At 62.6% G+C, this 21189-nt stretch carries 25 protein-coding genes; 19 read left to right on the top strand and 6 right to left on the bottom strand.

Going from position 1 to position 21189, the window contains the following annotated elements; translation table 11 throughout:
- Window positions 1–271: 271 nt before the first annotated feature.
- Both ACQKRQ_RS07505 and ACQKRQ_RS07500 read left to right on the top strand, forming a co-directional pair.
- The gene (locus ACQKRQ_RS07505; RefSeq protein WP_427477139.1) at window positions 272–802 is read left to right on the top strand and encodes a helix-turn-helix domain-containing protein; all 531 of its coding nucleotides are present in this window, start codon (window positions 272–274) and stop codon (window positions 800–802) included.
- Window positions 799–1215, top strand: coding sequence for a VOC family protein (locus ACQKRQ_RS07500; RefSeq protein WP_132375882.1), 417 nt, complete (start codon window positions 799–801; stop codon window positions 1213–1215). The genes ACQKRQ_RS07505 and ACQKRQ_RS07500 overlap by 4 nt, the downstream gene beginning before the upstream one ends.
- 45 nt (window positions 1216–1260) lie before the next feature.
- On the opposite strand, the gene ACQKRQ_RS07495 is transcribed toward ACQKRQ_RS07500, so the two are convergent.
- Window positions 1261–1578 (bottom strand): LysR family transcriptional regulator, encoded by a 318-nt coding sequence (locus ACQKRQ_RS07495; RefSeq protein WP_427476159.1) that lies wholly within the window; start codon window positions 1576–1578, stop codon window positions 1261–1263.
- A 157-nt stretch (window positions 1579–1735) separates the two neighbouring features.
- Window positions 1736–2824: an alkene reductase gene (locus tag ACQKRQ_RS07490; protein WP_427476158.1), complete on the bottom strand. Its 1089-nt coding sequence runs from the start codon at window positions 2822–2824 to the stop codon at window positions 1736–1738.
- Between the two features lie 104 nt (window positions 2825–2928).
- Between ACQKRQ_RS07490 and ACQKRQ_RS07485 the strand changes: the two genes are divergently transcribed.
- From ACQKRQ_RS07485 to ACQKRQ_RS07470, 4 genes are all read left to right on the top strand, one after another.
- Entirely contained in the window at window positions 2929–3840 is a 912-nt protein-coding gene (locus ACQKRQ_RS07485) for a LysR family transcriptional regulator (protein WP_427476156.1), read from the top strand.
- 204 nt (window positions 3841–4044) lie between these two features.
- On the top strand, window positions 4045–4434 hold the full coding sequence (locus tag ACQKRQ_RS07480; RefSeq protein WP_427476154.1) for a MarR family winged helix-turn-helix transcriptional regulator: 390 nt from the start codon (window positions 4045–4047) through the stop codon (window positions 4432–4434).
- A gap of 107 nt (window positions 4435–4541) precedes the next feature.
- Entirely contained in the window at window positions 4542–5042 is a 501-nt protein-coding gene (locus tag ACQKRQ_RS07475) for a nuclear transport factor 2 family protein (protein WP_427476152.1), read from the top strand.
- Window positions 5043–5055: 13 nt separating this feature from the next.
- Window positions 5056–5559, top strand: coding sequence for a YybH family protein (locus tag ACQKRQ_RS07470; protein ID WP_427476150.1), 504 nt, complete (start codon window positions 5056–5058; stop codon window positions 5557–5559).
- Between the two features lie 420 nt (window positions 5560–5979).
- On the opposite strand, the gene ACQKRQ_RS07465 is transcribed toward ACQKRQ_RS07470, so the two are convergent.
- Window positions 5980–6288, bottom strand: coding sequence for a TetR/AcrR family transcriptional regulator C-terminal domain-containing protein (locus tag ACQKRQ_RS07465; protein ID WP_427476148.1), 309 nt, complete (start codon window positions 6286–6288; stop codon window positions 5980–5982).
- Window positions 6267–6620 carry a TetR/AcrR family transcriptional regulator gene (locus ACQKRQ_RS07460; protein ID WP_427476146.1) on the bottom strand — a complete coding sequence of 118 codons (354 nt, stop codon included), beginning with the start codon at window positions 6618–6620 and terminating at the stop codon, window positions 6267–6269. Before ACQKRQ_RS07460 ends, ACQKRQ_RS07465 begins: the two co-directional genes overlap by 22 nt.
- On the opposite strand from ACQKRQ_RS07460, the gene ACQKRQ_RS07455 reads away from it, so the two are divergent.
- From ACQKRQ_RS07455 to groL, 3 genes are all read left to right on the top strand, one after another.
- Window positions 6570–6722 (top strand): hypothetical protein, encoded by a 153-nt coding sequence (locus tag ACQKRQ_RS07455; protein ID WP_427477179.1) that lies wholly within the window; start codon window positions 6570–6572, stop codon window positions 6720–6722. The two genes, ACQKRQ_RS07460 and ACQKRQ_RS07455, sit on opposite strands and share 51 nt — an antisense overlap.
- 460 nt (window positions 6723–7182) lie before the next feature.
- Window positions 7183–7473 (top strand): co-chaperone GroES, encoded by a 291-nt coding sequence (gene groES / locus ACQKRQ_RS07450; protein ID WP_007178996.1) that lies wholly within the window; start codon window positions 7183–7185, stop codon window positions 7471–7473.
- A gap of 54 nt (window positions 7474–7527) precedes the next feature.
- The gene (groL, locus tag ACQKRQ_RS07445; protein ID WP_132375877.1) at window positions 7528–9168 is read left to right on the top strand and encodes a chaperonin GroEL; all 1641 of its coding nucleotides are present in this window, start codon (window positions 7528–7530) and stop codon (window positions 9166–9168) included.
- 162 nt (window positions 9169–9330) lie between these two features.
- Here groL and ACQKRQ_RS07440 read toward each other — a convergent pair whose 3' ends face one another.
- Window positions 9331–10191 (bottom strand): hydroxymethylpyrimidine/phosphomethylpyrimidine kinase, encoded by an 861-nt coding sequence (locus ACQKRQ_RS07440; protein ID WP_132375876.1) that lies wholly within the window; start codon window positions 10189–10191, stop codon window positions 9331–9333.
- Window positions 10192–10481: 290 nt separating this feature from the next.
- On the opposite strand from ACQKRQ_RS07440, the gene ACQKRQ_RS07435 reads away from it, so the two are divergent.
- From ACQKRQ_RS07435 to ACQKRQ_RS07400, 8 genes are all read left to right on the top strand, one after another.
- A complete protein-coding gene (locus ACQKRQ_RS07435) occupies window positions 10482–10652 on the top strand; it encodes a rubredoxin (RefSeq protein WP_006047743.1) in 171 nt (56 codons plus the stop codon).
- A gap of 268 nt (window positions 10653–10920) precedes the next feature.
- A complete protein-coding gene (locus ACQKRQ_RS07430) occupies window positions 10921–12333 on the top strand; it encodes a hypothetical protein (RefSeq protein WP_427476140.1) in 1413 nt (470 codons plus the stop codon).
- A 252-nt stretch (window positions 12334–12585) separates the two neighbouring features.
- Window positions 12586–13164, top strand: a complete 579-nt coding sequence (locus ACQKRQ_RS07425) for a YqgE/AlgH family protein (RefSeq protein ID WP_427476138.1) — start codon at window positions 12586–12588, stop codon at window positions 13162–13164.
- Complete coding sequence (gene ruvX, locus ACQKRQ_RS07420) at window positions 13161–13601, top strand: Holliday junction resolvase RuvX (RefSeq protein WP_427476136.1); 441 nt, start codon at window positions 13161–13163, stop codon at window positions 13599–13601. Before ACQKRQ_RS07425 ends, ruvX begins: the two co-directional genes overlap by 4 nt.
- The gene (gene pyrR / locus ACQKRQ_RS07415) at window positions 13588–14142 is read left to right on the top strand and encodes a bifunctional pyr operon transcriptional regulator/uracil phosphoribosyltransferase PyrR (RefSeq protein WP_342960117.1); all 555 of its coding nucleotides are present in this window, start codon (window positions 13588–13590) and stop codon (window positions 14140–14142) included. The genes ruvX and pyrR overlap by 14 nt, the downstream gene beginning before the upstream one ends.
- A gap of 194 nt (window positions 14143–14336) precedes the next feature.
- The gene (locus ACQKRQ_RS07410; protein ID WP_106310148.1) at window positions 14337–15362 is read left to right on the top strand and encodes an aspartate carbamoyltransferase catalytic subunit; all 1026 of its coding nucleotides are present in this window, start codon (window positions 14337–14339) and stop codon (window positions 15360–15362) included.
- Between the two features lie 125 nt (window positions 15363–15487).
- Window positions 15488–16768, top strand: a complete 1281-nt coding sequence (locus ACQKRQ_RS07405) for a dihydroorotase (protein WP_427476132.1) — start codon at window positions 15488–15490, stop codon at window positions 16766–16768.
- 61 nt (window positions 16769–16829) lie between these two features.
- Window positions 16830–17675 (top strand): lysophospholipid acyltransferase family protein, encoded by an 846-nt coding sequence (locus ACQKRQ_RS07400; RefSeq protein WP_427476129.1) that lies wholly within the window; start codon window positions 16830–16832, stop codon window positions 17673–17675.
- A gap of 49 nt (window positions 17676–17724) precedes the next feature.
- On the opposite strand, the gene ACQKRQ_RS07395 is transcribed toward ACQKRQ_RS07400, so the two are convergent.
- On the bottom strand, window positions 17725–18603 hold the full coding sequence (locus tag ACQKRQ_RS07395) for a symmetrical bis(5'-nucleosyl)-tetraphosphatase (RefSeq protein WP_427476126.1): 879 nt from the start codon (window positions 18601–18603) through the stop codon (window positions 17725–17727).
- A 192-nt stretch (window positions 18604–18795) separates the two neighbouring features.
- On the opposite strand from ACQKRQ_RS07395, the gene ACQKRQ_RS07390 reads away from it, so the two are divergent.
- Complete coding sequence (locus tag ACQKRQ_RS07390) at window positions 18796–19707, top strand: GDP-mannose 4,6-dehydratase (protein ID WP_132375868.1); 912 nt, start codon at window positions 18796–18798, stop codon at window positions 19705–19707.
- A 466-nt stretch (window positions 19708–20173) separates the two neighbouring features.
- Window positions 20174–21189: dTDP-glucose 4,6-dehydratase (gene rfbB / locus ACQKRQ_RS07385; RefSeq protein WP_427476124.1), on the top strand; the 1016-nt coding region annotated here is incomplete at its 3' end.

The following is a 21189-nucleotide window of genomic DNA, read 5'->3' as shown; positions in this document are numbered from 1 at the left end:
TTTGTCTGAAGCAAGGCGGCTGATGAGATACTGGTCAGCCACGAACGGTTTTGTGTGCGGGTCCGGAATGCTACGATCACAGGCGGTCCGAACGCGTCGCACTTGTTTGTCGATCTCATCGATGCCGCGCGTTAAACGCACGGACTTGCTCGAACAATTGACAATCGTGCCGACCGATTCGCTTTAGCCGCAGACCGATGAAAGTATCAAGAGGTTTCGGAATCATTCTTCGATGGGCTGCCCTTGCAGCCGAGGATGCCGACCAATGATCATGGCCGAATTCAATCAGCCGCCTGCCTCGTCGCCAGCGCCGGCCGTCGTCGACCCGTTGCAGGATCCGGCCCTGCTGCGCCGCCTGCTACGCGCCAAAGACCGAATGGATGCCGCCTCGCACGAGGCCTGGCCCGTCGAACGCCTGGCCGCGGTCAGTGGCGTCTCCGAGGCCCATTTCGCTCGCTCCTTCAAGCGGGCCTTCGGCATCCCGCCGCATCGCTACCTGCTGACGCGGCGCATCGAGCAGGCCAATACCCTGCTGCGCGACACTGGGCTCAGCATCACGGAAATAGCGTTCGCCACCGGTTGGGAGAGCCTGGGTACCTTTGGCCGCATCTTCCGCGACATCACGGGACGAAGCCCCAGTGCCATGCGCCGGGAGGCGCAGGCCGCCATGCAGCAGCTCGACCGCGTGCCCGCCTGCGTTCTGAAAGCCGCGCAGCGTCCCGATCTCACCATCGCAGTTTTGGAGAAGCGCCGCCGCGTGGCCAAAGGTACATTCCGGCCATCAACCAAGGAGGTGTCATGAACCAAGGTATTAGTGTGGTCGGCTTGTACGTCGACGATCAGGACGAAGCGCTCAAGTTCTACGTCGACAAACTGGGATTCCGCGTTCATACGGACGTGGTCAACGGTCCCTACCGGTGGCTCACAGTCCAGCATCCGGACCAACCCTCGTTCCAGCTCGGACTGTTCAAACCCGGTCCGCCGATTCACGACGATGCCACCGCGCAGACCCTGCGCGCGATGGTCGCAAAGGGGGCCATGCCGCCTCTCGTCCTCGTGGTGTCCGATTGCCGCGCCAGCTACGCCCGGCTAAAGGCAAGTGGCGTGGAATTCACCCAGGAGCCGGTCGATCGCTTCGGCAGCGTCGACGCCGGTTTCCGCGACCCCGCCGGCAACGGCTGGAAGATGATTCAGGAGCCGCGAAGCACGACGTGAGTAGTCACTCAAATGTCGTTACGGCGCGGATAGCGGTCATCCGCCTCATTGGTCAACGGCACTGGTTTCCCGGTGAGCGGTTGGAGTGATATTGCGCTCCGCCTCGATATTTTCGAGGGCTTTTTGCGCCGCCAGTACGGCGTTGTACACGGCGCGGCAGCGGGCGTATAGCCGCTCGCCCGCGGGCGTGACATCCACGCGCCGGCTCGTTCTCGTGAGAAGTGATGCTCGAAGCGCCTGTTCCAGGTCGATGACGGCACGACTCAACGTCGACTTGCTTACGCGGACTTCCTTCGCGGCTGCGCTGAAGCTTCTGTGCTTGACTATGCAGGCGAAGTACACAAGGTGGTTTGCCTTGATCATGGTCGAGTGACTGACTGTGTGTCGTGTGATGGTATGTCGGTTTAGCACTGACTCCGGGCTCATGCACCGCCGTCGACCGGGACTGCCGGCGCGAGCCGCATCTTGCCAATGATGCGAAGCAGGCTCGCGTCCGGCGTGATTGGTAACGCGCACTCCCTCAGGGTTCGACGGCTTCGGCCAGCGCCGGATAGTCGATATAGCCGCGCCCGTCGCCGCCGAAGAAGGCATTGGGGTTCGCAGCGTTCATCGGTGCGCCGGTCTTCAGGCGCGCGACGAAATCCGGGTTGGCCAGCACCATCTGGCCATAGGCTTCCAGCTCGGCGAGCCCCGAGGCTACATCGGCTCCAAGCTCGTCGCGGGGGCGGCCCGGCCGGTTCAGGATCAAGACGCCCGTCCAAAGCTTGCGAATGTCAGCGACCAGCGGCTCATTGCCCTGATGCGTGATGTGCAGGTACGCCAGACCGAGCTTGTCCAGTTCAGCCACCAGATAGTGGTAGAGCGCCGGCCCTTCGGCGCCTTCGTCGATGCCCCACCGCGTCATGCCGGGTGACAGGCGAATGGCCGTCCTGTCAGCTCCGATTTCGTCGGCGATAGCAGTGGCCACCTCGATGGCAAAGCGGGCGCGGTTTTGGATCGAGCCGCCATATTCGTCGGTGCGGGCATTGGCGCTTGGCGCGAGAAACTGATGGACCAGGTAGGCATTCGCACCATGGATCTCGACGCCATCGGCGCCTGCCTCGATCGCGCGGCGTGCCGCGAAACGGAAGTCGGCCACGGTCTGGCGCACCTCCTCGGTCGTCAGCGCACGCGGTACCGGAATATCCTGCATCCCCTTGGCCGTGAACATCGGCGTAGCGGGCGCGATGGCCGAAGGCGCGACGCCTTGGCGATGATGCGGCGTGTTCTCCGGGTGCGACATGCGCCCCGCGTGCATGAGCTGGATGAAGAGATGGCCACCGCGATCATGCACGGCAGAGACGATCCTCTTCCATCCGGCGACATGCGCGTCGGAATAGATGCCCGGCGTGGCGAGATAACCCTGCCCATCGTCCGAGGGCTGAGTCCCTTCAGTCACGATCAGGCCGACGCTCGCGCGCTGCGCATAGTACTCGGCGGCCAACTCTCCCGGCGTGCCGTCGAACCCGGCGCGGCTGCGGGTCATCGGCGCCATGACCAGACGGTTCTTCAGTGCCAGCCTGCCGAGGCGAACAGGCGCAAGCAGTCGTTCAAGTGCGTTCGTAGTCACGATCAACTTCCTTTTCAAAGACGTGAGCGCTACTGTACAAAGCAGGAGATTATTGAAAAAGTGCGTAAAGCCGATAACTTTATCTACGTGGATAGATAATCGACATGGACCAACTGCTTGCCATTCGCGTGTTCGCCCGTGTTGTTGAAGCGGGCGCATTCACCCGTGCCGCCGACTCGTTCGAGATGCCGCTCGCCACGGTGAGCAAACTCGTGCGTTCACTGGAACAGCATCTCGGCGTCAAACTGCTTCAACGAACGACGCGACGCGTCACTGTCACGGCCGAGGGTGCCGCGTACTACGAGCGCACCTCGCGCGTGTTGAAGGAACTCGAGGACATCGACTCGGGTTTCGCCAGCGCACATCAGCGTCCGCGCGGACGGTTGCGCATCGACATCGGCTCGGCGAACGCAAGTGGCGTGTTGATCCCCGCACTGCCCGACTTTATTGCGCGATATCCCGACATTCGTGTCGATCTCGGCGTGAGCGACCGGCAGATCGATCTCATTGGCGAGAACGTAGATTGTGTCGTCCGCGGCGGCAGCGTAGACGAGCCCTCGCTAGTCGCACGTCCGCTTGGCCGTGCATCGTGGGTGACATGCGCGACGCCCGATTATCTGAAGCAGCACGGCAGGCCGATGCATCCCGACCAGCTTAAAAGCGGCCATCGGATCGTGAGCTACGTTTCTGCACGGACGGGACGCGTGTTGCCGATGCGTTTTCAGAAGGGCAGCGAGCGAATCGAAATCGGCAGCTTACAAGGCATGGGGGTGAACGAGAGCAACGCCCATGTCGCGGCTGCGCTGGCCGGTCTCGGCGTGATTCAAACCTTCTCGTTTGCCGCGAGGGACGCGATCGCGCGTGGCGAACTCCTGCCTGTTCTGTCGGCGTGGCAACCGGATCCATACCCCTTCTTCCTCGTGTATCCGCCAGACAGGCATATGAGCCAGCGGTTGCGCGTCTTTATCGAATGGGCAACGGAGCGGTTTGCACACAAGTTCGATCGGGCAACGTAGCCGTCGTCGCGAACGCGGCCGGCCAGGTGTGGGCTAAGCGAACTTCTGTGCTAATCGGCCGGCATGAACTCGCTTGACAATGGTCTTATATGCCCATAATATTTTCTCCAAGATCTTAACGTTTGATCCAACATGACTGCGTCTCGGCTGGCAATCAATCCTGGTGTATGTAACAACACCGCTCTGCGTAAAGCCGCGCGGCGCTTGACCCGCTTCTATGATGCCTGCATGGCGGAAACCGGTTTGCGGGCCACGCAGTACACGATCTTGAGTCTCCTTGCCAGCCGCGGGCCGACGACAATGGCCGCGCTTGCCGACGTGTTGTCGATGGATCGGGCAACGATGGGACACAACGTTCGCCCGCTCGAGCGCGACGGGCTGATCACGATTCAGGTCGGGCGCGAAGATCGCCGGGAGCGAGAACTAGCGTTGTCTACGTTGGGCGCCAAGATAGAGGCGCAAAGCAAACCATCCTGGCAGAAGGCGCAAGCACGCTTCGAAAAGGAATTTGGAACGGAGGACGCGTTGGCGATGCGGCGATTCATGGCTCGAATCGTGCAACTGGACCTGGCCATGGATCAAGAGACTTTCTGAGGTCAAGGGCGCCACATCTGCATTGAGATCCCCGCGACATGCGGCGAGAGTATCCCTTTCTCCCGCCGCAAAAAAATTCCATATACGGGCATATGAGACTATATATCGTGGATATTCGATCGTTGGGTGTGCGTCGCAACCTCCTCTTTGTTCTTTCCTTTTCGTTGATGACTGCCGTGAGTTCCGCGCACGCTGCCGAAGTTACCGCACGCGATACGCAGGAGATTCATGACTTGTTCCTGCGTCAGGCCGCCGCCGAAACGGCCCATGACATCGACACGCTCGACGGCACGCTGGCGCATGCCGTTCCAGGCCAGCCAGACCCTGTCTCGTTCGTGGCTCGCGCGTACCGGTTCTGGGGCAGGGATGCCGTCATGGAGCACTTCCGCAAGGCTTTCACGGGTACGTGGCGCGTTGAACCGGATCAGAGCGCCATCAGCATCATTCCGTTGAACGGCGATACGGTGCAGATCTATGCACCGACTCGCGTCACACTCGGAGCAGCCGGCCAACCCGCCAGAACGGCGACATTTCTGATCAACGAGTTTGCGATCCGGACGCCATCCGGTTGGAAGATCTCGGCGGTAATTCCCGTTCCTGCCGAGTGAATGGGAGATGCACATGCGCATACAGAAAACACTCGCTTCATTCTTCGCGGTTGTGGTCCTTGCGGCCGCTAATGCGACTGCATACGCCGCCGCCACGCATCGTTTCACGGAGAAAGACAGCCAAGAGGTCAAAGACGTCTTTCTCCGCCAGGCAGCGGCCGCTACGGCGCATGACATTGTCGCGTTCGAGCGCGTACTGGCATCCGCGCCAGCTGGCCAACCCGACCCGATCGCATTCGTGGCTCGCGCCTATCAGTTCTGGGGGAAGCCCGCGCTCATCGAGCATTTCAAGGAAACCTTCAAAGGGGTGTGGAAGTTCGAGCCGAACGTCGAGAGCATCAAGATTGTTCCCCTGACCGCAGACGTCGCCCAGTTGTACGCCCCCACGCAGATTACCCTTGGCGCTTCGGAAGCGTCGGCGAGGAGCGCTCCGTTCCTCGTCTATGAAGTCGCTGTCCGAACCCCGGAAGGTTGGCGGATTGCGTCGATCGTGCCTGTGCCGGCGCCTGCGCAGTAGATCCGATTTTCTCTGTCAACGAGAGCAAGAGAAACGGAAGCCGTCGTCTGCTCTCGGAATAGAGGACCGCAGATCTTCCGTTATGAAGATGTCGCCGGCGCGGTCTTCGGGGCTAACGAAGTCCTGATACGCGTCGATACGATCTCAATCGAGCGCGTGATCCCGTCAATCGCAAAATCGGCCCGCTTGCCCGCGTACGGATTCTCCATTACGAACTCACGAGCCAATCAGGACTTTTAACGATTCGGCCATCAAGCCGTTGCTCGACGATGCTGTCGCGAACGGCGCTGTTCACGGCATTGCGGCAATGGTGTTTGACCGCAGCGGCGCGCTGTTCCATCGCGCCGCCGGCGAGGCAGGTCAACACTCGATGTTCCGCAATGCCTCGAATCTATCGCGGCTTGAAATCAGCGGAACGAATTAGAACTGACCGGCTTCGATGAGAACCATCATCTCGACGGCCGCGATCCTCGCGCACGATGCAATTTCTTCCTCGCTTGCGCTCTTCACGCCAAACAGCGCCTCGTCGAAAAGCGTGGCCTTAAGGAGTGCCGCGAAGGTTGTCGCGGCACCATACTTGTCTTTGCCTTTCCAGCCTGTGACAGGTAACCATCGGTCAAGATAGCTCGCGAATAGCGCGTCGCGTGCACCCGCAACCTGTTCGCGATAGCGGCGCGCGAGTTCGGGGAAGCGAGCGGCATCGCGGGTCACGACGCGATACAGCGCCAACTGTTCTTCCGAAAGCGCGTGCCGAAGATATTCGCCCCCGCGATCGGCAACGCGACGGGCGGCGGTTCGCTAAACCAATCAGGCTCGCCAAGCTCGGCGACTCCCTCTGCCGAACCGGACTGCGTGCCGGTCGTCGAGCAGGCCGCTTCCATCGCCGCACTGAACAGCTCGTCCTTGCTCTCGAAGTGCCGGTAGAGCGTCTTGATCGATACGCCGGCTTCCGCGGCGATCCGGTTCACCGAGCTTTCCGCATAGCCATTCTCAAGGAACGCCCGCAGCGCATGACGCCGGCGACATTCGGCAGCATGCTGCGGATGGATCTGTCGATTCAAAGTGTTTCGCAGCAGGAAATGGCACTTCAGGATCTTGCGCTCAATCTGGGCTTTGACCCGCCTGGGACTTCACGCGCTTGTTTGCTCGTCAGCAAGGGGTGACACCGAGCCAATACAGACACAACGTACAATTTGTCTCTGGGGCAGGGCGGTGATAGCCGCGCGTTTGCCCGAACGTCACTGACGATTGCACTCGGGGGCGGGGTTTTCCCTGGATTTAGCATGAGTCACCCGGACGCGCGGACAGATGCGGTCAGAAAAAGCCGCGCGGTCGCACTGCGCTCGCGGCATTGTGGAACAGCTGGTTTAACAATAACCCGTTGTTTCAAAATGATATTTCCTTTCATGATCGCGGCCGGGCGCCGCTCGGGCGCTCAGACTTAAGTGAACAAAGTCCAAAGTTGAGTGAATCTCACCCAACAGCAGCATCCCTTCTTGAATTTGTCACCACCCGTCCATATAATTAGCACTCGCTGCACGAGAGTGCTAACAACATCGCCGGTTGGCTCAGCCAGCCGGGTTTTCTCAGCGTTCTTCAGTCTCAATCAAGAGAGGAGTATGTATGAACCTTCGTCCTTTGCATGATCGCGTGATCGTCAAACGTCTGGATCAAGAAACCAAGACCGCGTCGGGCATCGTGATCCCCGAAGCCGCAGCAGAAAAGCCGGATCAAGGCGAAATTCTGGCAGTCGGCCCGGGCAAGCGTGACGACAAGGGCGCTCAAATCGCGCTCGACGTGAAGGTTGGTGACCGCGTCCTGTTCGGCAAGTACGCAGGCCAGACCGTTAAGGTCGACGGCAACGAACTGCTCGTGATGCGCGAAGAAGACATCATGGCCGTGGTGCAAAAGTAAGCGCTGGTCGCTACTTTTCCCGGTCATATCTTAAAGAATTCAAGGAGTTAGAAGATGGCAGCTAAAGACGTCGTATTCGGTGATTCCGCCCGTGCCAAGATGGTTGAAGGCGTGAACATCCTCGCGAACGCTGTGAAGGTCACGCTGGGCCCGAAGGGTCGCAACGTTGTCCTGGAACGCAGCTTCGGCGGCCCGACGGTCACGAAGGACGGTGTGTCGGTCGCGAAAGAGATCGAACTGAAAGACAAGCTCCAGAACATGGGCGCGCAAATGGTCAAGGAAGTTGCTTCCAAGACCAGCGACAACGCAGGTGACGGCACCACGACCGCAACGGTTCTGGCTCAGTCGATCGTCCGCGAAGGCATGAAGTACGTCGCATCGGGCATGAACCCGATGGACCTGAAGCGCGGTATCGACAAGGCTGTGTTCGCGGCGATCGAAGAACTGCGCAAGATCAGCAAGCCGTGCACGACCAACAAGGAAATCGCCCAAGTCGGCGCGATTTCGGCAAACAGCGACTCGTCGATCGGCGATCGTATCGCTGAAGCCATGGACAAGGTCGGCAAGGAAGGCGTCATCACCGTTGAAGACGGCAAGTCGCTGCAAGACGAGCTGGACGTGGTCGAAGGTATGCAATTCGACCGCGGCTACCTGTCGCCGTACTTCATCAACAACCCGGACAAGCAAGTTGCCGTGTTGGACAACCCGTTCGTGCTGCTGCATGACAAGAAGGTGTCGAACATCCGTGATCTGCTGCCGGTACTGGAGCAAGTCGCCAAGGCTGGCCGTCCGCTGCTGATCATCGCAGAAGACGTCGAAGGCGAAGCACTTGCAACGCTGGTGGTGAACAACATCCGCGGCATCCTGAAGACCGTTGCTGTCAAGGCTCCGGGCTTCGGCGATCGTCGTAAGGCCATGCTGGAAGACATCGCGATCCTGACCGGCGGTCAAGTCATCGCTGAAGAAACCGGCCTGACGCTCGAAAAGGCAACGCTGGCTGAACTGGGTCAAGCGAAGCGCATCGAAGTGGGCAAGGAAAACACGACGATCATCGACGGCGCTGGCGAAGGTGCGAACATCGAAGCACGTGTGAAGCAAGTCCGCACGCAAATCGAAGAAGCAACGTCGGACTACGACCGTGAAAAGCTGCAAGAACGCGTTGCCAAGCTGGCAGGCGGCGTTGCAGTGATCAAGGTCGGCGCTGCGACCGAAGTCGAAATGAAGGAAAAGAAGGCACGTGTCGAAGACGCACTGCACGCAACGCGCGCAGCTGTGGAAGAAGGCATCGTTGCTGGCGGCGGCGTCGCGCTGATCCGCGCACGTACGGCAATCGCCGGCCTGAAGGGCTTGAACGCCGATCAGGACGCAGGTATCAAGATCGTGCTGCGCGCGATGGAAGAGCCGCTGCGTCAGATCGTCACGAACGGTGGCGAAGAAGCCAGCGTCGTGGTGGCAGCTGTTGCTGCTGGCAAGGGCAACTATGGCTACAACGCAGCAACCGGCGAGTACGTCGACCTGGTTGACGCAGGTGTCGTGGATCCGACGAAGGTGACGCGCACGGCGCTGCAAAACGCAGCTTCGGTGGCGGGTCTCCTGCTGACGACCGACGCAGCTGTCTGCGAACTGCCGAAGGAAGATGCTCCGATGGGCGGCGGTATGCCCGGCGGCATGGGCGGCATGGGCATGGACATGTAATTTCAGTTGGGCCTCGTTACGAGGTCCAGCTGGAAGCACATGGGGGAGTGCGCCGCGAGGCGTGCTTCCCAAAAGAAAAAACCCGCAGAAATGCGGGTTTTTTTATGGGCGCTTGCTGCGGGCTGAAGCGCCGGGAAAGCGATCGGCGCTTCGCGCCAGCTATCAGTGCCGCGCTTCGCCCGGCGCCGCATCCTTGCCGGCTGTCGGCGGCGTATCGTCGTCGCTGCTGCGCGCCCAGAAGAACCGGTCCGGCATATACGCGCCCATGCCCGGCCGGAAAGCGTTGCGCAGGGCCTGGTACAAATATTCCTGCGCCTCGCGCACCGCTTCAGCGGGCTCCTGGCCGTTGGCCAGCAACGCGGCGATCGCCGAGCCCAGCGTATCCGTCAAGCCCATGATCCGATGGCTGCCGCGGTCCCACATGTCCTGACGCAACTGGCCGTCTTCGCTGAACAGCGTATTGACGTGCCGGTGCGTGCCGGTTTCCGTCGACAGAATGTATTCGCAGCCTTGCGACAGCAGATGCGAGATGGCGGCGTCGAGGCTCGGCGCTTCGGCGTCGCCGTCCGGTTGCGCGAGCGCGAGCAGTGTGGCGGAATCGGCGACCAGCAACGTGGTTTGCGGCGCGAGCAGATCCGCGATCGCTTCGCGCAGTTCGTCGGCGGACAGCACGTGCTCGTCGTCGAGTGTGAAATCGGGGGCGAGAATCAGCGGAATGTCGTCGTAATCGGCGACGACTTCGGCAATCGCGCTCACTACTTCCGCGCGGGTGCAGGCGCCGACCTTGAACGCGGCGATCGGCATGTCTTCGAGCAGCATCCGCGCCTGGGTCGCGACCACTTCAGGGTCGAGCCCGGTGACTTCGTCGCAGCTCGCCGAGTCGCGCACGGTGTAGCCCGTGAGCACGGAGACGCCATGACAGCCCATGCTGGCAAGGGTCATCAGGTCGGCTTGCAGGCCTGAGCCGCCAGTGGGATCGGAAAGGCCGAAGGTGAGGACGATCGGAGGCGTGTCGCTGGGCATGAAGATTGACAGAAAGGAGCTAAATTTAGGCGCAGAGACTGCGCAATCGACTCAATTATGCGGCCTAAACCGTCGCGAGGGCGTTTTTTCGCATCTCGCGATGCATTGCAGCAAGCCAGCCGCGGCCGGCGCGCGGCATGGCGCCGCAACCACCGTGCCGGCCGACGCAAACTGCATAGCCAAAGGCCGTAGCACGCTACGATTGCGCGTTGCTGATTGCTAGGCATTGGGGCGGCAACACGGTACCATCATGGCTCCCGTTTCCACGGACTCTACGACGCGACACAAGAATGGAATATCAAAGCTGGATGTGCCTGATTTGCGGCTGGATTTACGACGAAGAAGCCGGTTTGCCGGACGAAGGCATTGCGCCGGGCACCCGCTGGGAAGACGTCCCCATTAACTGGACCTGCCCGGAGTGCGGCGCGCGTAAGGAAGACTTCGAGATGGTCCAGATCTGAAGTCCGGGAGCAGCCGGCATGCCGGCTGCGGGCCGTGCCGCATGCCTGCGGCGCGGCATTGGCATGGTGTTTCGCAGCCGGCGTGGCGCGCCGGATCGAACGCACCCGGTGCGCTCTGAAGTTTGCCCCAACGCGTCGACGCGGAACATCCTCGGCCGTGCCGTGTCGCAACGTTAGTCTGTCATTGTCCTGTCGCCGGTTCGCGCGTTAGCCGATCAGTCTGCGTGCGGCGCGAGGCGACGGCCCGTCAGCTTCGTGTCGCCTGCCCATGACTCTTCGATCCGCTGCACCCGTTTCCTTCGATGCCTTGCCGAACCCGCGCGGCGGCGCCGTACGTCCGGCCGAACTGGCGCTGGCCGAGGCGCTGCTGGCATTCGAACAGCACAGCGAGAGCACCTCGGCGTTGCTGCGTGCGTCGCACGCATTGCGCGGAGCCGGTTGGCTGAGCGCGCAGCGCTTTGCTGACGCGCTGGTGCGGCTGTCGCCGCTCCTGGAGGGCGACCCGGCCGACGCGGTCAACGCGCGGCCCGTGTTCGGCGCGGCCTTGCGCGACTTCCGCGCCGCGCTCGAACGCCACAATCTGCGCGAGCTGTCCTGCTCGCCCGTGCTCTTCAATCATTACCGGGCGCTCTGCACGCATCTGTCGGAGCACACGCCCGGTTCCACCGTCGCGTTCGAAGATCTCGCGTTGACCGCGCGGCCGGTGCCACCGGTCTCGCTACACGCGCAGTCCGCCGATCAATTGGCTCATCTGCGAGCCCGCTATGAGCGCGCGCTGCTGCCGGTGCTGCGCTCGCAGGCCGATTCCGGCAGTGCGGCGGCGTTGGCCGTGACCAATGCGGCGCTCGACGAACTGGACGCCGTTTTCAGTGAACTCGCCGGCCCGGACCCTTACGATTTCTGGCGCCTCGCCAAGGCCTGCGCCAAGGCTCTGCGGGTCAGCGGCCGGGCCACCGGGGAAACCGACGCGCGGCGTTTCTACGCCCGTTGCAACCTCGCGCTCGCCGATCATGCGCGCGGCATCGAACTTGCGCCGCGCTCCCTCGTGCGCGCGACGCTCGCGCTGCTGTGGCGCGACTACGCGTTGTTCGGCGCCGCAGCGGAAGACGCCGACCAGGTGGAAGTGCTGCACGACTACGGTTTGACCGTCGACTGGCACGTCGCGGGCACCCAGGCATCCGAAATGCTTTGGGAAGCGGGCGCAGTGCAGGCCCAGGCGATCAGCGCCACGCGCAGTGCACTGACGCGTGAGCTGGGCGTGCTGGCGGTTAACGCAAACGCGTACGAAGATTTTCTGCAAACCGCGGACGCCTCGATTTCCGCATTGACCGAGCACGCCCGCGCCGCCGACCAGCCGGAGAAAGCCGATCCCAGCGAAGCGCTGCAGGCGGGCGATGCCGCCTACCGGCTCGGTTCCGCCGCGTGCGCGCTTGGCCTCGGCCACGTGGCGCTGCTGGCCGACGCGCTGGGGCTCGCGTGGCGCCGTCGCGCGCATGCCGGCGTGTCGACGCCCGCGGTGCGTGCGCATGTGATTGTCGGCGCGCCGGCGGCGAGCACGCTCGAGCAGGCCGCCGAGGCCTTGCGTGCCACGTTGCACAAGGTTGCAGCGGGCGTCGCGCCGCCCGGCGGCAACACCGCGCTGGCGGCCTTGACGCGCTCGATCGAGCAGGGCGGCGCGTGAACAGTACGCGTGGCGGATTCGGCCCGCCGGACCCTCTGCCGGCCGGACGCAACGGGCCGCAATGACATATCCCGGCGGCACGCAATACGCGTGCCGCGAAACCCTGCGAACCTGCACCGTGGCGAGCGCCCGCGTGCGTGATAGAGTGCAACTTGAATCGCCGTCGATGGCTCGCGGCACGCTCCATGGCACACATCGCGGTTCCACGCTCAAAGCCCGCCATCCTGCATCGTCTTTGCTAAAATCCGAACTATGTCCAAGAGTACCGATCGCATCAATCTGACCAACCAGTTCCTGATCGCCATGCCGAACATGGCGGATCCGACGTTTTCAGGAACGGTGGTCTACCTTTGCGATCACAGTGAGCGCGGTGCGCTCGGCCTCGTGATCAACCGGCCGACCGATATCGACCTCGAAGCGCTCTTCAGTCGCATCGATCTCAAGCTCGAGATCGAACCCCTTCTCCATGTGCCCGTTTATTTCGGCGGCCCGGTGCAAACAGAGCGCGGCTTCGTGCTGCACGATCCGAAAGACGGCAACGCGTACACCTCGTCCATGTCGGTGCCGGGCGGTCTCGAGATGACCACCTCGAAAGACGTGCTCGAAGCGGTGGCGAGCGGCACGGGTCCCGAGCGTTTCCTGCTCACGCTCGGCCATGCCGGCTGGGGCGCGGGCCAGCTCGAAGAAGAGATTTCGAAGAATGGCTGGCTGACGGTCGAAGCCGACCCGAAGATCGTCTTCGACGTACCCGCCGAAGAGCGTCTCGAAGCCGCGCTGGCCTTGCTCGGCATCAACCTGTCCATGCTGTCGGGCGAGGCGGGTCACGCATGAACCTGCGGGCCGGACGTGAGGCGACGCTGCTTGCGTTCGACTACGGTGAAAAACGCATCGGCGTGGCGGTCGGCAATTCGCTGACGCGTCGCGCGCGGGCGCTCGTGATCGTGCAGAACCGCAGCCGCGAATACCGCTTCGAGGCGGTCGGCAAACTGATCGCCGAATGGAAGCCGGACGCGCTCGTGGTCGGCTTGCCGATGCATCCGGACGGCACGCCGCACGAAATGACGCAGCTCGCGAAGCGCTTCGGCAATCAGCTGAACGGCCGGTTCAAATTGCCGGTCACGTGGATCGACGAACGCTATTCGTCGGTCGAGGCGAAGGCGGAAATCCGCGCCGGCAACGGCCGCGCCGACATGCTCGACGCCGAAGCCGCCAGCATCATCCTCCAGCAATATCTAGACGGACTTTCCGACGATCATGAGTTCCATTGACGCCGAAGCGCTTTATCGCGCGCTGCTCGACCAGATTCGCGCGGTGTATGGCGACCAGCTCGGCGGCGGGCAAGACGGCGCCGAAGGCGCGGTGCTGGCGGGCATCTACAGCGGCGGCGCGTGGCTTGCCGAGCGGCTGGCGCGCGACCTGAACCTGCCGAGCTTCGGCGTGGTGAACGTCGCGCTGCATCGCGACGATTACGCGAAGAAAGGCCTGCACTCGCAGGCGAGCCCGACCTCGCTGCCGTTTTCGGTCGACGGCCGCCGTATCGTGCTGGTCGACGACGTGCTGTACACCGGCCGCACGATTCGCGCGGCGCTGAACGAGCTGTACGACTACGGCCGCCCAGCATCGGTCGAACTGGCGGTTCTCGCCGATCGCGGCGGGCGCGAATTGCCGGTGGCGGCGCGCTTTGTCGGCGGCGTGGTGAACATTCCCGCCGACGCCACGCTCGTGCTGGCCCGCTCGGAAAGCGTTGAAGCAGGCGGCGCACCCGGTCAGCCGCGTTTCACTTTTCACACTGAAGCACGCGTCGATTGAACACGGCACGATGCGCCAGGCGCGCAGCGAGTCCGTCGCAATCGGCGCATCGCATCGAGCCATCACACGCCACACAAGAGAGATTTTTCGAGCCGGTCGCCGCGGCATCGCGCGCGAAAGCCGGCTTGGCATCGTCACACGCAGTCAGCATCGACACCGATCACGTTGAAGCCCGTATTTGAAGCAGGTACACCATGAACACCGCCTCCCAGGCTCCCAAGGATTCCGCCGACAGCGCCACCGAGCGCTTCCGTTATGGCTTCCTGAAGGGCAACCCACAGCTCACGAAAAACGGCGAGCTGAAACATCTGTTGTCGATCGAGGGCTTGCCGAAGGCGATCGTCAATCACATTCTCGACACCGCCGACCAGTTCGTCAGCGTGACCGATCGCGAGGTGAAGAAGGTGCCGCTGTTGCGCGGCAAGTCGGTGTTCAACCTGTTCTTCGAGAACTCGACGCGCACCCGCACCACCTTCGAGATCGCCGCGACGCGTCTGTCGGCTGACGTGCTGAATCTGAACATCAATGCGTCGTCGACCAGCAAGGGCGAGTCGTTGCTCGACACGATCAACAACCTCTCGGCGATGCATGCCGACATGTTCGTCGTGCGCCATGCGTCGAGCGGCGCGCCTTATCTGATTGCCCAGCATTGCGCGCCGCATGTGCACGTGATCAATGCCGGCGACGGCCGTCATGCGCACCCCACGCAGGGGCTGCTCGACATGTACACGATCCGCCACTACAAGAAGGACTTCACGAAGCTGCGCGTGGCGATCGTCGGCGACATTCTGCATTCGCGGGTCGCCCGCTCGGACATTCATGCGCTGACCACGCTCGGTGTGCCGGAAGTGCGCGCGATCGGTCCGCGCACGCTGTTGCCGGGCGGCCTCGAACAGATGGGCGTGCGCGTGTTTCACAACCTCGACGAAGGTCTGAAGGACGTCGACGTGATCATCATGCTGCGTCTGCAGAACGAGCGGATGAGCGGCGCATTGCTGCCGTCGGCACAGGAGTATTTCAAGAGCTGGGGCTTGACGCCGGAGCGTCTCGCGCTCGCCGCGCCCGACGCGATCGTGATGCACCCGGGCCCGATGAACCGCGGCGTCGAAATTGATTCGCAAGTGGCCGATGGCCCGCAATCGGTGATTCTGAACCAGGTGACCTTCGGGATCGCGGTGCGCATGGCGGTGATGGGGATCGTCGCGGGCAACCACGATTGATCTTGCAAGATGCAGCGCGGCGTCGATCGTGAATGGCACGGCGCGCGCGTCGCGAAAGCACAGTACGAACACGCGGCATATTGCGCGGAACGTAGCTGAACGTTAGGTTGAACATAAGGCAGCGCATGAAGATTCATATTCAAGGCGGCACGCTGATCGATCCGGCAGCGGGCACCGAACAGCAGCAGGACATTTTTATCGAAGCGGGCAAGATCGTCGCCATCGGCAACGCGCCCGCGGAGTTCAACGCGGCGAAGACGATCGACGCCAAAGGCCTGTGTGTCGTGCCGGGTCTGGTCGATCTCTCGGCGCGTTTGCGCGAGCCGGGCTACGAACACAAGGCGACGCTCGAATCCGAAATGGCCGCGGCACTCGCCGGTGGTGTGACGAGCCTCGTGTGTCCGCCGGACACCGATCCGACGCTCGATGAACCGGGCCTCGTCGAGATGCTCAAGTTCCGCGCGCGCAATCTGGATCAGGCGCACGTGTATCCGCTCGGTGCGCTGACGGTCGGCCTCAAGGGGCAGGTCATCACCGAGATGGTCGAGTTGACCGAAGCGGGCTGCATCGGCTTTTCGCAGGCCGACGTGCCGGTGGTCGACACTCAGGTGCTGATGCGCGCGCTGCAATACGCGAAGACCTACGATTACACCGTGTGGCTGCGTCCCGTGGACGCTTATCTCGGCAAGGGCGGCGTGGCCGCGAGCGGCGCGCTGGCGTCGCGGTTGGGGCTCTCGGGCGTGCCGGTGTCGGCGGAAACCATCGCGCTGCACACCATCTTCGAACTGGTGCGCGTGACCGGTGCACGGGTGCATCTGTCGCACGTTTCGTCGGCGGCGGGCATTGCGCTGATGCGCGCGGCGAAGGCCGAGGGCTTGCCGGTGTCGTGCGACGTCACCGTGAATCACGTGCATCTGATCGACCTCGACATCGGCTACTTCGACGCGCAGTTCCGGCTCGACCCGCCGTTGCGTCAACAGCGCGATCGCGAAGCGATTCGCGCGGGTCTGGTCGACGGCACGATCGACGCGATCTGCTCCGACCACACGCCCGTCGACGACGACGAAAAGCTGCTGCCGTTCGCCGAGGCCACGCCCGGTGCGACCGGGCTGGAGCTGTTCCTGTCGCTGACGGTAAAGTGGGCCGACGAAGCAGGGGTGCCGCTCGCCAAGGCGCTGAACCGAATCACCACGGCGCCGGCCGATGTGCTCAATCTGGACGCGGCCGGTCGTATCGCCGTGGGCGGCGTGGCCGATCTTTGCGTGTTCGACCGAAATGCCTACTGGCGCGTCGAGCCGCGCGCGTTGAAGAGCCAGGGGCACAATACGCCGTTCCTCGGCTACGAATTGCCGGCGCGCGTGCGTGCGACCATCGTGTCCGGGCGCGTCGCGTTCGAACAGCGTTGATAGCGACGGTGTTGCTACGTTCATTGTCCCGCTCATTGGCCCAATCAGGAACGCTCCGACCATGAAGCTCGCGTTACGCAAGGCCCGTCTCGTCGCCCATCTGCTGCACGGCATGTGGATCGTGGCGACGCGCTTTCCCAAAGCCAGCGCCCATGTGCGTCACACGCTCAATCGCGAATGGTCGCTGAAGATGTTGCGCCTGTGCGGCATGCGGCTCGTCGTGCATAACGACAGCGCACGGCTCGATCGCGGTGCGCTGGTGGTCGCCAACCACATCTCGTGGATCGACATCTACGTGATCAATGCGTGGCGGCCCACGCCGTTTGTCTCGAAGGCCGAGATCCGGCAATGGCCGGTGGTCGGCTGGCTCGCGCAGCAACTGGACACAGTGTTCATTCAGCGCGAAAAGCGCAGCGACGCGAAGCGGATCATGCATGAACTGTCCGACCGCCTGGGCGCGGGCGAATTGATGTGCGTGTTTCCCGAGGGCACCACATCCAACGGTCTCGCGCTGCTGCCGTTTCACGCGAACATGTTTCAGGCGGCCGTGTCGGCGTCGGCGGCGGTGCAGCCGCTGTGCATCATGTATGAGGACGCGCAGGGCCGGCAGTCCACCGCGCCTGCCTATATCGACGATCTGTCGCTCGCCGATTCTCTGAATCTGCTGCTGAGCGGCGGACCGCTCACCGCGCATATCTATGTCTGCGCACCGCTCGCGCCAGGCGCGGACCGGCGCACGCTGGCGGCAGAAGCGGAAGGTGTGATTGCGGCCGCATTGCAGGCGATGCAAAGCGGCACCGCGACAACCGGCGCGGTGATGGCGGAGCGGGCCGCCACATCCGCCGCCGTGGCAACGCTGATCGAAGAACCAGTCGATCAGGTCGATCAGTCAGGGCGTTCGGCCTGACATTTGGGCTGACCCCGGGCCTTTCATCCGGCCGCGTCACCGCGGCGAGTTAGTTGCCGCCGCCCGGCGCGCGGCAGTTTTCGCAATCGACCTGCGTCAGCGTGCGTTCCGCGGGCTTTTGCGCGAGACGCACGGCGGACAGTTGTTCGCCCCACACGCAGCCTGAGTCGAGACCGATCAGGTTGTCACGCAAAATCAGGCCGAGCGCGGCCCAATGACCGAACACCACCGTCACATCGGCGGTCTTGCGCGACGGGACATCGAACCACGGCATGCAACCCGGCGGCGCCGCGTTCAGGCCGCCGCTGCTGCTGAAATCCATCACGCCTTCGGCGTTGCAAAAGCGGATGCGCGTCAACGCGCTGCACGTCAAACGCAGCCGCTCGATGCCCTTCAGTCCCGGTTTCCAGCGGTTCGGCTCGTTGCCGTACAAACCGGCGAGCGTCTCTTTCCAGTTCGGCGCACGCAGGGCGCGCTGCAATTCGTCGGCGAGTTCGAGCGTCAGATTCACATCCCACTGCGGCAGCACGCCCGCATGGACCATCAGCATGCCGTTGTCGAAGTGCGCGATCGGACGGTGGCGGATCCATTCGAGCAGGTCGGCGGAATCCGGCGCGGCGAGAATCTCGTCGATCGTGTCGCCTTTCTTCGACTTGCGAATCCCCGCCGACACCGACAGCAGATGCAGATCGTGATTGCCCAGCACCGGCACCGCCTGCTTGCCGAGCGCGATGACGTCGCGCAACGTGGCCAGCGACTCGGTGCCGCGGTTGATCAGGTCGCCCGCGAACCACAGCGGCGTACCGGTCGGCGGCGCGGCCTTGGCCAGCAGCTGCTGGAACGGCGTGCGGCAACCTTGCAGATCGCCGAAAGCGAGCGGGAGTGGGGACGGATCGGAAACAGCGGAAGACGTGGTGGACGGTGTCATCAAGGAAATGGGTGCGGTTTGATACACGCTGTTACGCACGAGGCGTGCCGCGTTGGGCAATGCAACATATTAGCGTGACATAATAGCCCGTTTGAAGGGTTGATATCGCGTCAGGCGCGGCTGGCAAGCGGCCTGGTGCAGGACCCCGCGATATTGCGACACAACAGGATGACTTTCATGAACGGAGAAAGCATGTCGTCTTTTCATGCAGAGCAACCTATCCGTACGCTCGTCACCGGGGCGAGCGGCTTTACTGGCCGCTATCTGGTCGATAACCTGCTCGGTCGCGGCCACACGGTGATCGAAACGGTCGCCGGGCGCGACGAGCCAGAAACGCCGACGCGCCTGAGGCTCGACATCACGTCGCCGGATGCCTGCCGGCGCGTGATCGAAACCGCGCGCCCCGACTACATTGTCCATCTGGCCGCGATCAGCTTCGTAGGCCATAACGATCCGCTCGACTTTTACCGCGTCAACGTGATCGGCACGCTGAATCTGCTGGAGGCGTGCGCCGCAGTCGGCCATACGCCCCGCAAGCTGCTGATCGCGAGCAGCGCGAACGTCTACGGCAACGTGACGAGCGACGCCATCGACGAGAGCTTTCCGGTCACGCCGGTCAATCACTACGCGGCCAGCAAGGCGGCGATGGAAACCATGGTGCGGACCTGGTTCGACCGCCTGCCGATCCTGATCGTGCGGCCGTTCAACTATACCGGCCGCGGCCAGGCGTCTAACTTCCTCGTGCCGAAGATCGTCGAGCACTTCGCGCGCCGCGAACCGTCGATCGAACTCGGCAATATCGACGTTGCGCGCGATTTCTCCGACGTGCGCTACGTGGCGAACGCCTATGAAGCGTTGCTCGACTCCGAGGCCGCTTCGGAAACGGTCAATGTCTGCACCGGCACGCCTTTCACGTTGCGCGAAATTCTCTCGGCGGCGAGCGATCTGACGGGGCATGAGCTCGAGATTCAGATCAATCCCGCCTTCGTGCGACAAACCGATGTGAAGATGCTGGCCGGGTCGCCCGCCAAGCTGCGCACGCTCGTGCCGAAAGTCGAGGCCATTCCGTTCATGGATACGCTGCGCTGGATGCTGGCGGCATAATCGGCCGCACCCGCGCGGCAATCCGCCATCTTTTTGGGTCATGGTGACGCGCGACTTTCGATCGCGTATAAACAATCATAATGCTTCGCATTGCACCCTGATTTGTCAGATGTGTGCGGCGTTTGCCTCCCGTTTTGGCGGTGCGTCGCGTTGAATCATGCCGCTAGCCGTTCCATCGGCGCGGCGCTCCATCATGCCTGCGGCCGTTCACAGCGACATTTATCGTGAAAGTGACGGCCGGATTAAGTGATGGAAACCAAACTTGTCAAGCTGTTTCAAGTTGTTAGGGTTCTAGTTTTTGCCTTAGGCGGCTTTATAATCGGGGCTTCATAAGATTGGCGTTTGAGCGCCCGCCCGCAGTGCCAGGGGCGGCGGCGGGCGTCGACAAGATTCCGACACCACAACGCGTGGGAGCAGGTCAGTCAGCCTAATTCGACCTGCTACCAAACATCTAGAAGGGAATTTCATGATTCTGGTAACGGGCGGCGCCGGTTTTATCGGCGCCAATTTCGTGCTCGACTGGCTCAATGCGTCGGACGAAGCGGTACTGAACGTGGACAAGCTGACGTACGCCGGCAATCTGGGTACGCTCAAGTCGCAACAAAACAATCCGAAGCACATTTTCGTGCGCGCGGATATCTGCGATCGCGCCGCGCTCGACGCGCTCTTTGCCGAGCATAAGCCGCGTGCCGTGCTGCATTTTGCCGCCGAGAGCCATGTGGATCGCTCGATCCATGGCCCGGCTGATTTCGTGCAAACGAACGTGGTCGGCACCTTCACGCTGCTCGAGGCGGCCCGCCATTACTGGAATGCGCTCGGCGAGGCCGACAAGGCCGCGTTCCGCTTCCTGCACGTGTCGACCGACGAAGTGTTCGGCTCGCTTTCCGCTACCGATCCGCAATTCTCCGAGACCACGCCGTACGCGCCGAATAGCCCTTACTCGGCCACCAAGGCGGGTTCCGACCATCTGGTGCGCGCCTACCATCATACGTATGGCCTGCCGGTGCTCACCACGAACTGCTCGAACAACTACGGTCCGTACCAGTTCCCCGAGAAACTGATTCCGCTGATGATCGCCAACGCGCTCGGCGGCAAGCCGCTGCCGGTCTATGGCGATGGTCAGAACGTGCGCGACTGGCTGTATGTCGGCGACCATTGCAGCGCGATCCGCGAAGTGCTCGCGCGCGGCACGCCGGGCGAGACGTACAACGTCGGCGGCTGGAACGAGAAGAAGAATCTCGAGGTCGTGCATACGCTGTGCGACCTGCTCGATCAGTTGCGTCCGAAGGCGGGCGCGTCGTACCGCGATCAGATCAGCTATGTGAAGGATCGTCCGGGCCACGACCGCCGTTATGCGATCGACGCGCGCAAGCTCGAACGCGAACTCGGCTGGAAGCCTGCGGAAACGTTCGAAACGGGCCTCGCGAAAACGGTGCAGTGGTATCTGGACAATCAGGAGTGGTCGGACGAAGTTGCCTCCGG

Origin of the sequence: Paraburkholderia sp. NPDC080076, from assembly GCF_050281145.1 — a bacterium.
Taxonomy (GTDB): domain Bacteria; phylum Pseudomonadota; class Gammaproteobacteria; order Burkholderiales; family Burkholderiaceae; genus Paraburkholderia.
The sequence above is the reverse complement of the archived record's forward strand: the minus strand, read 5'-3'. Positions and strand labels throughout refer to the sequence as shown.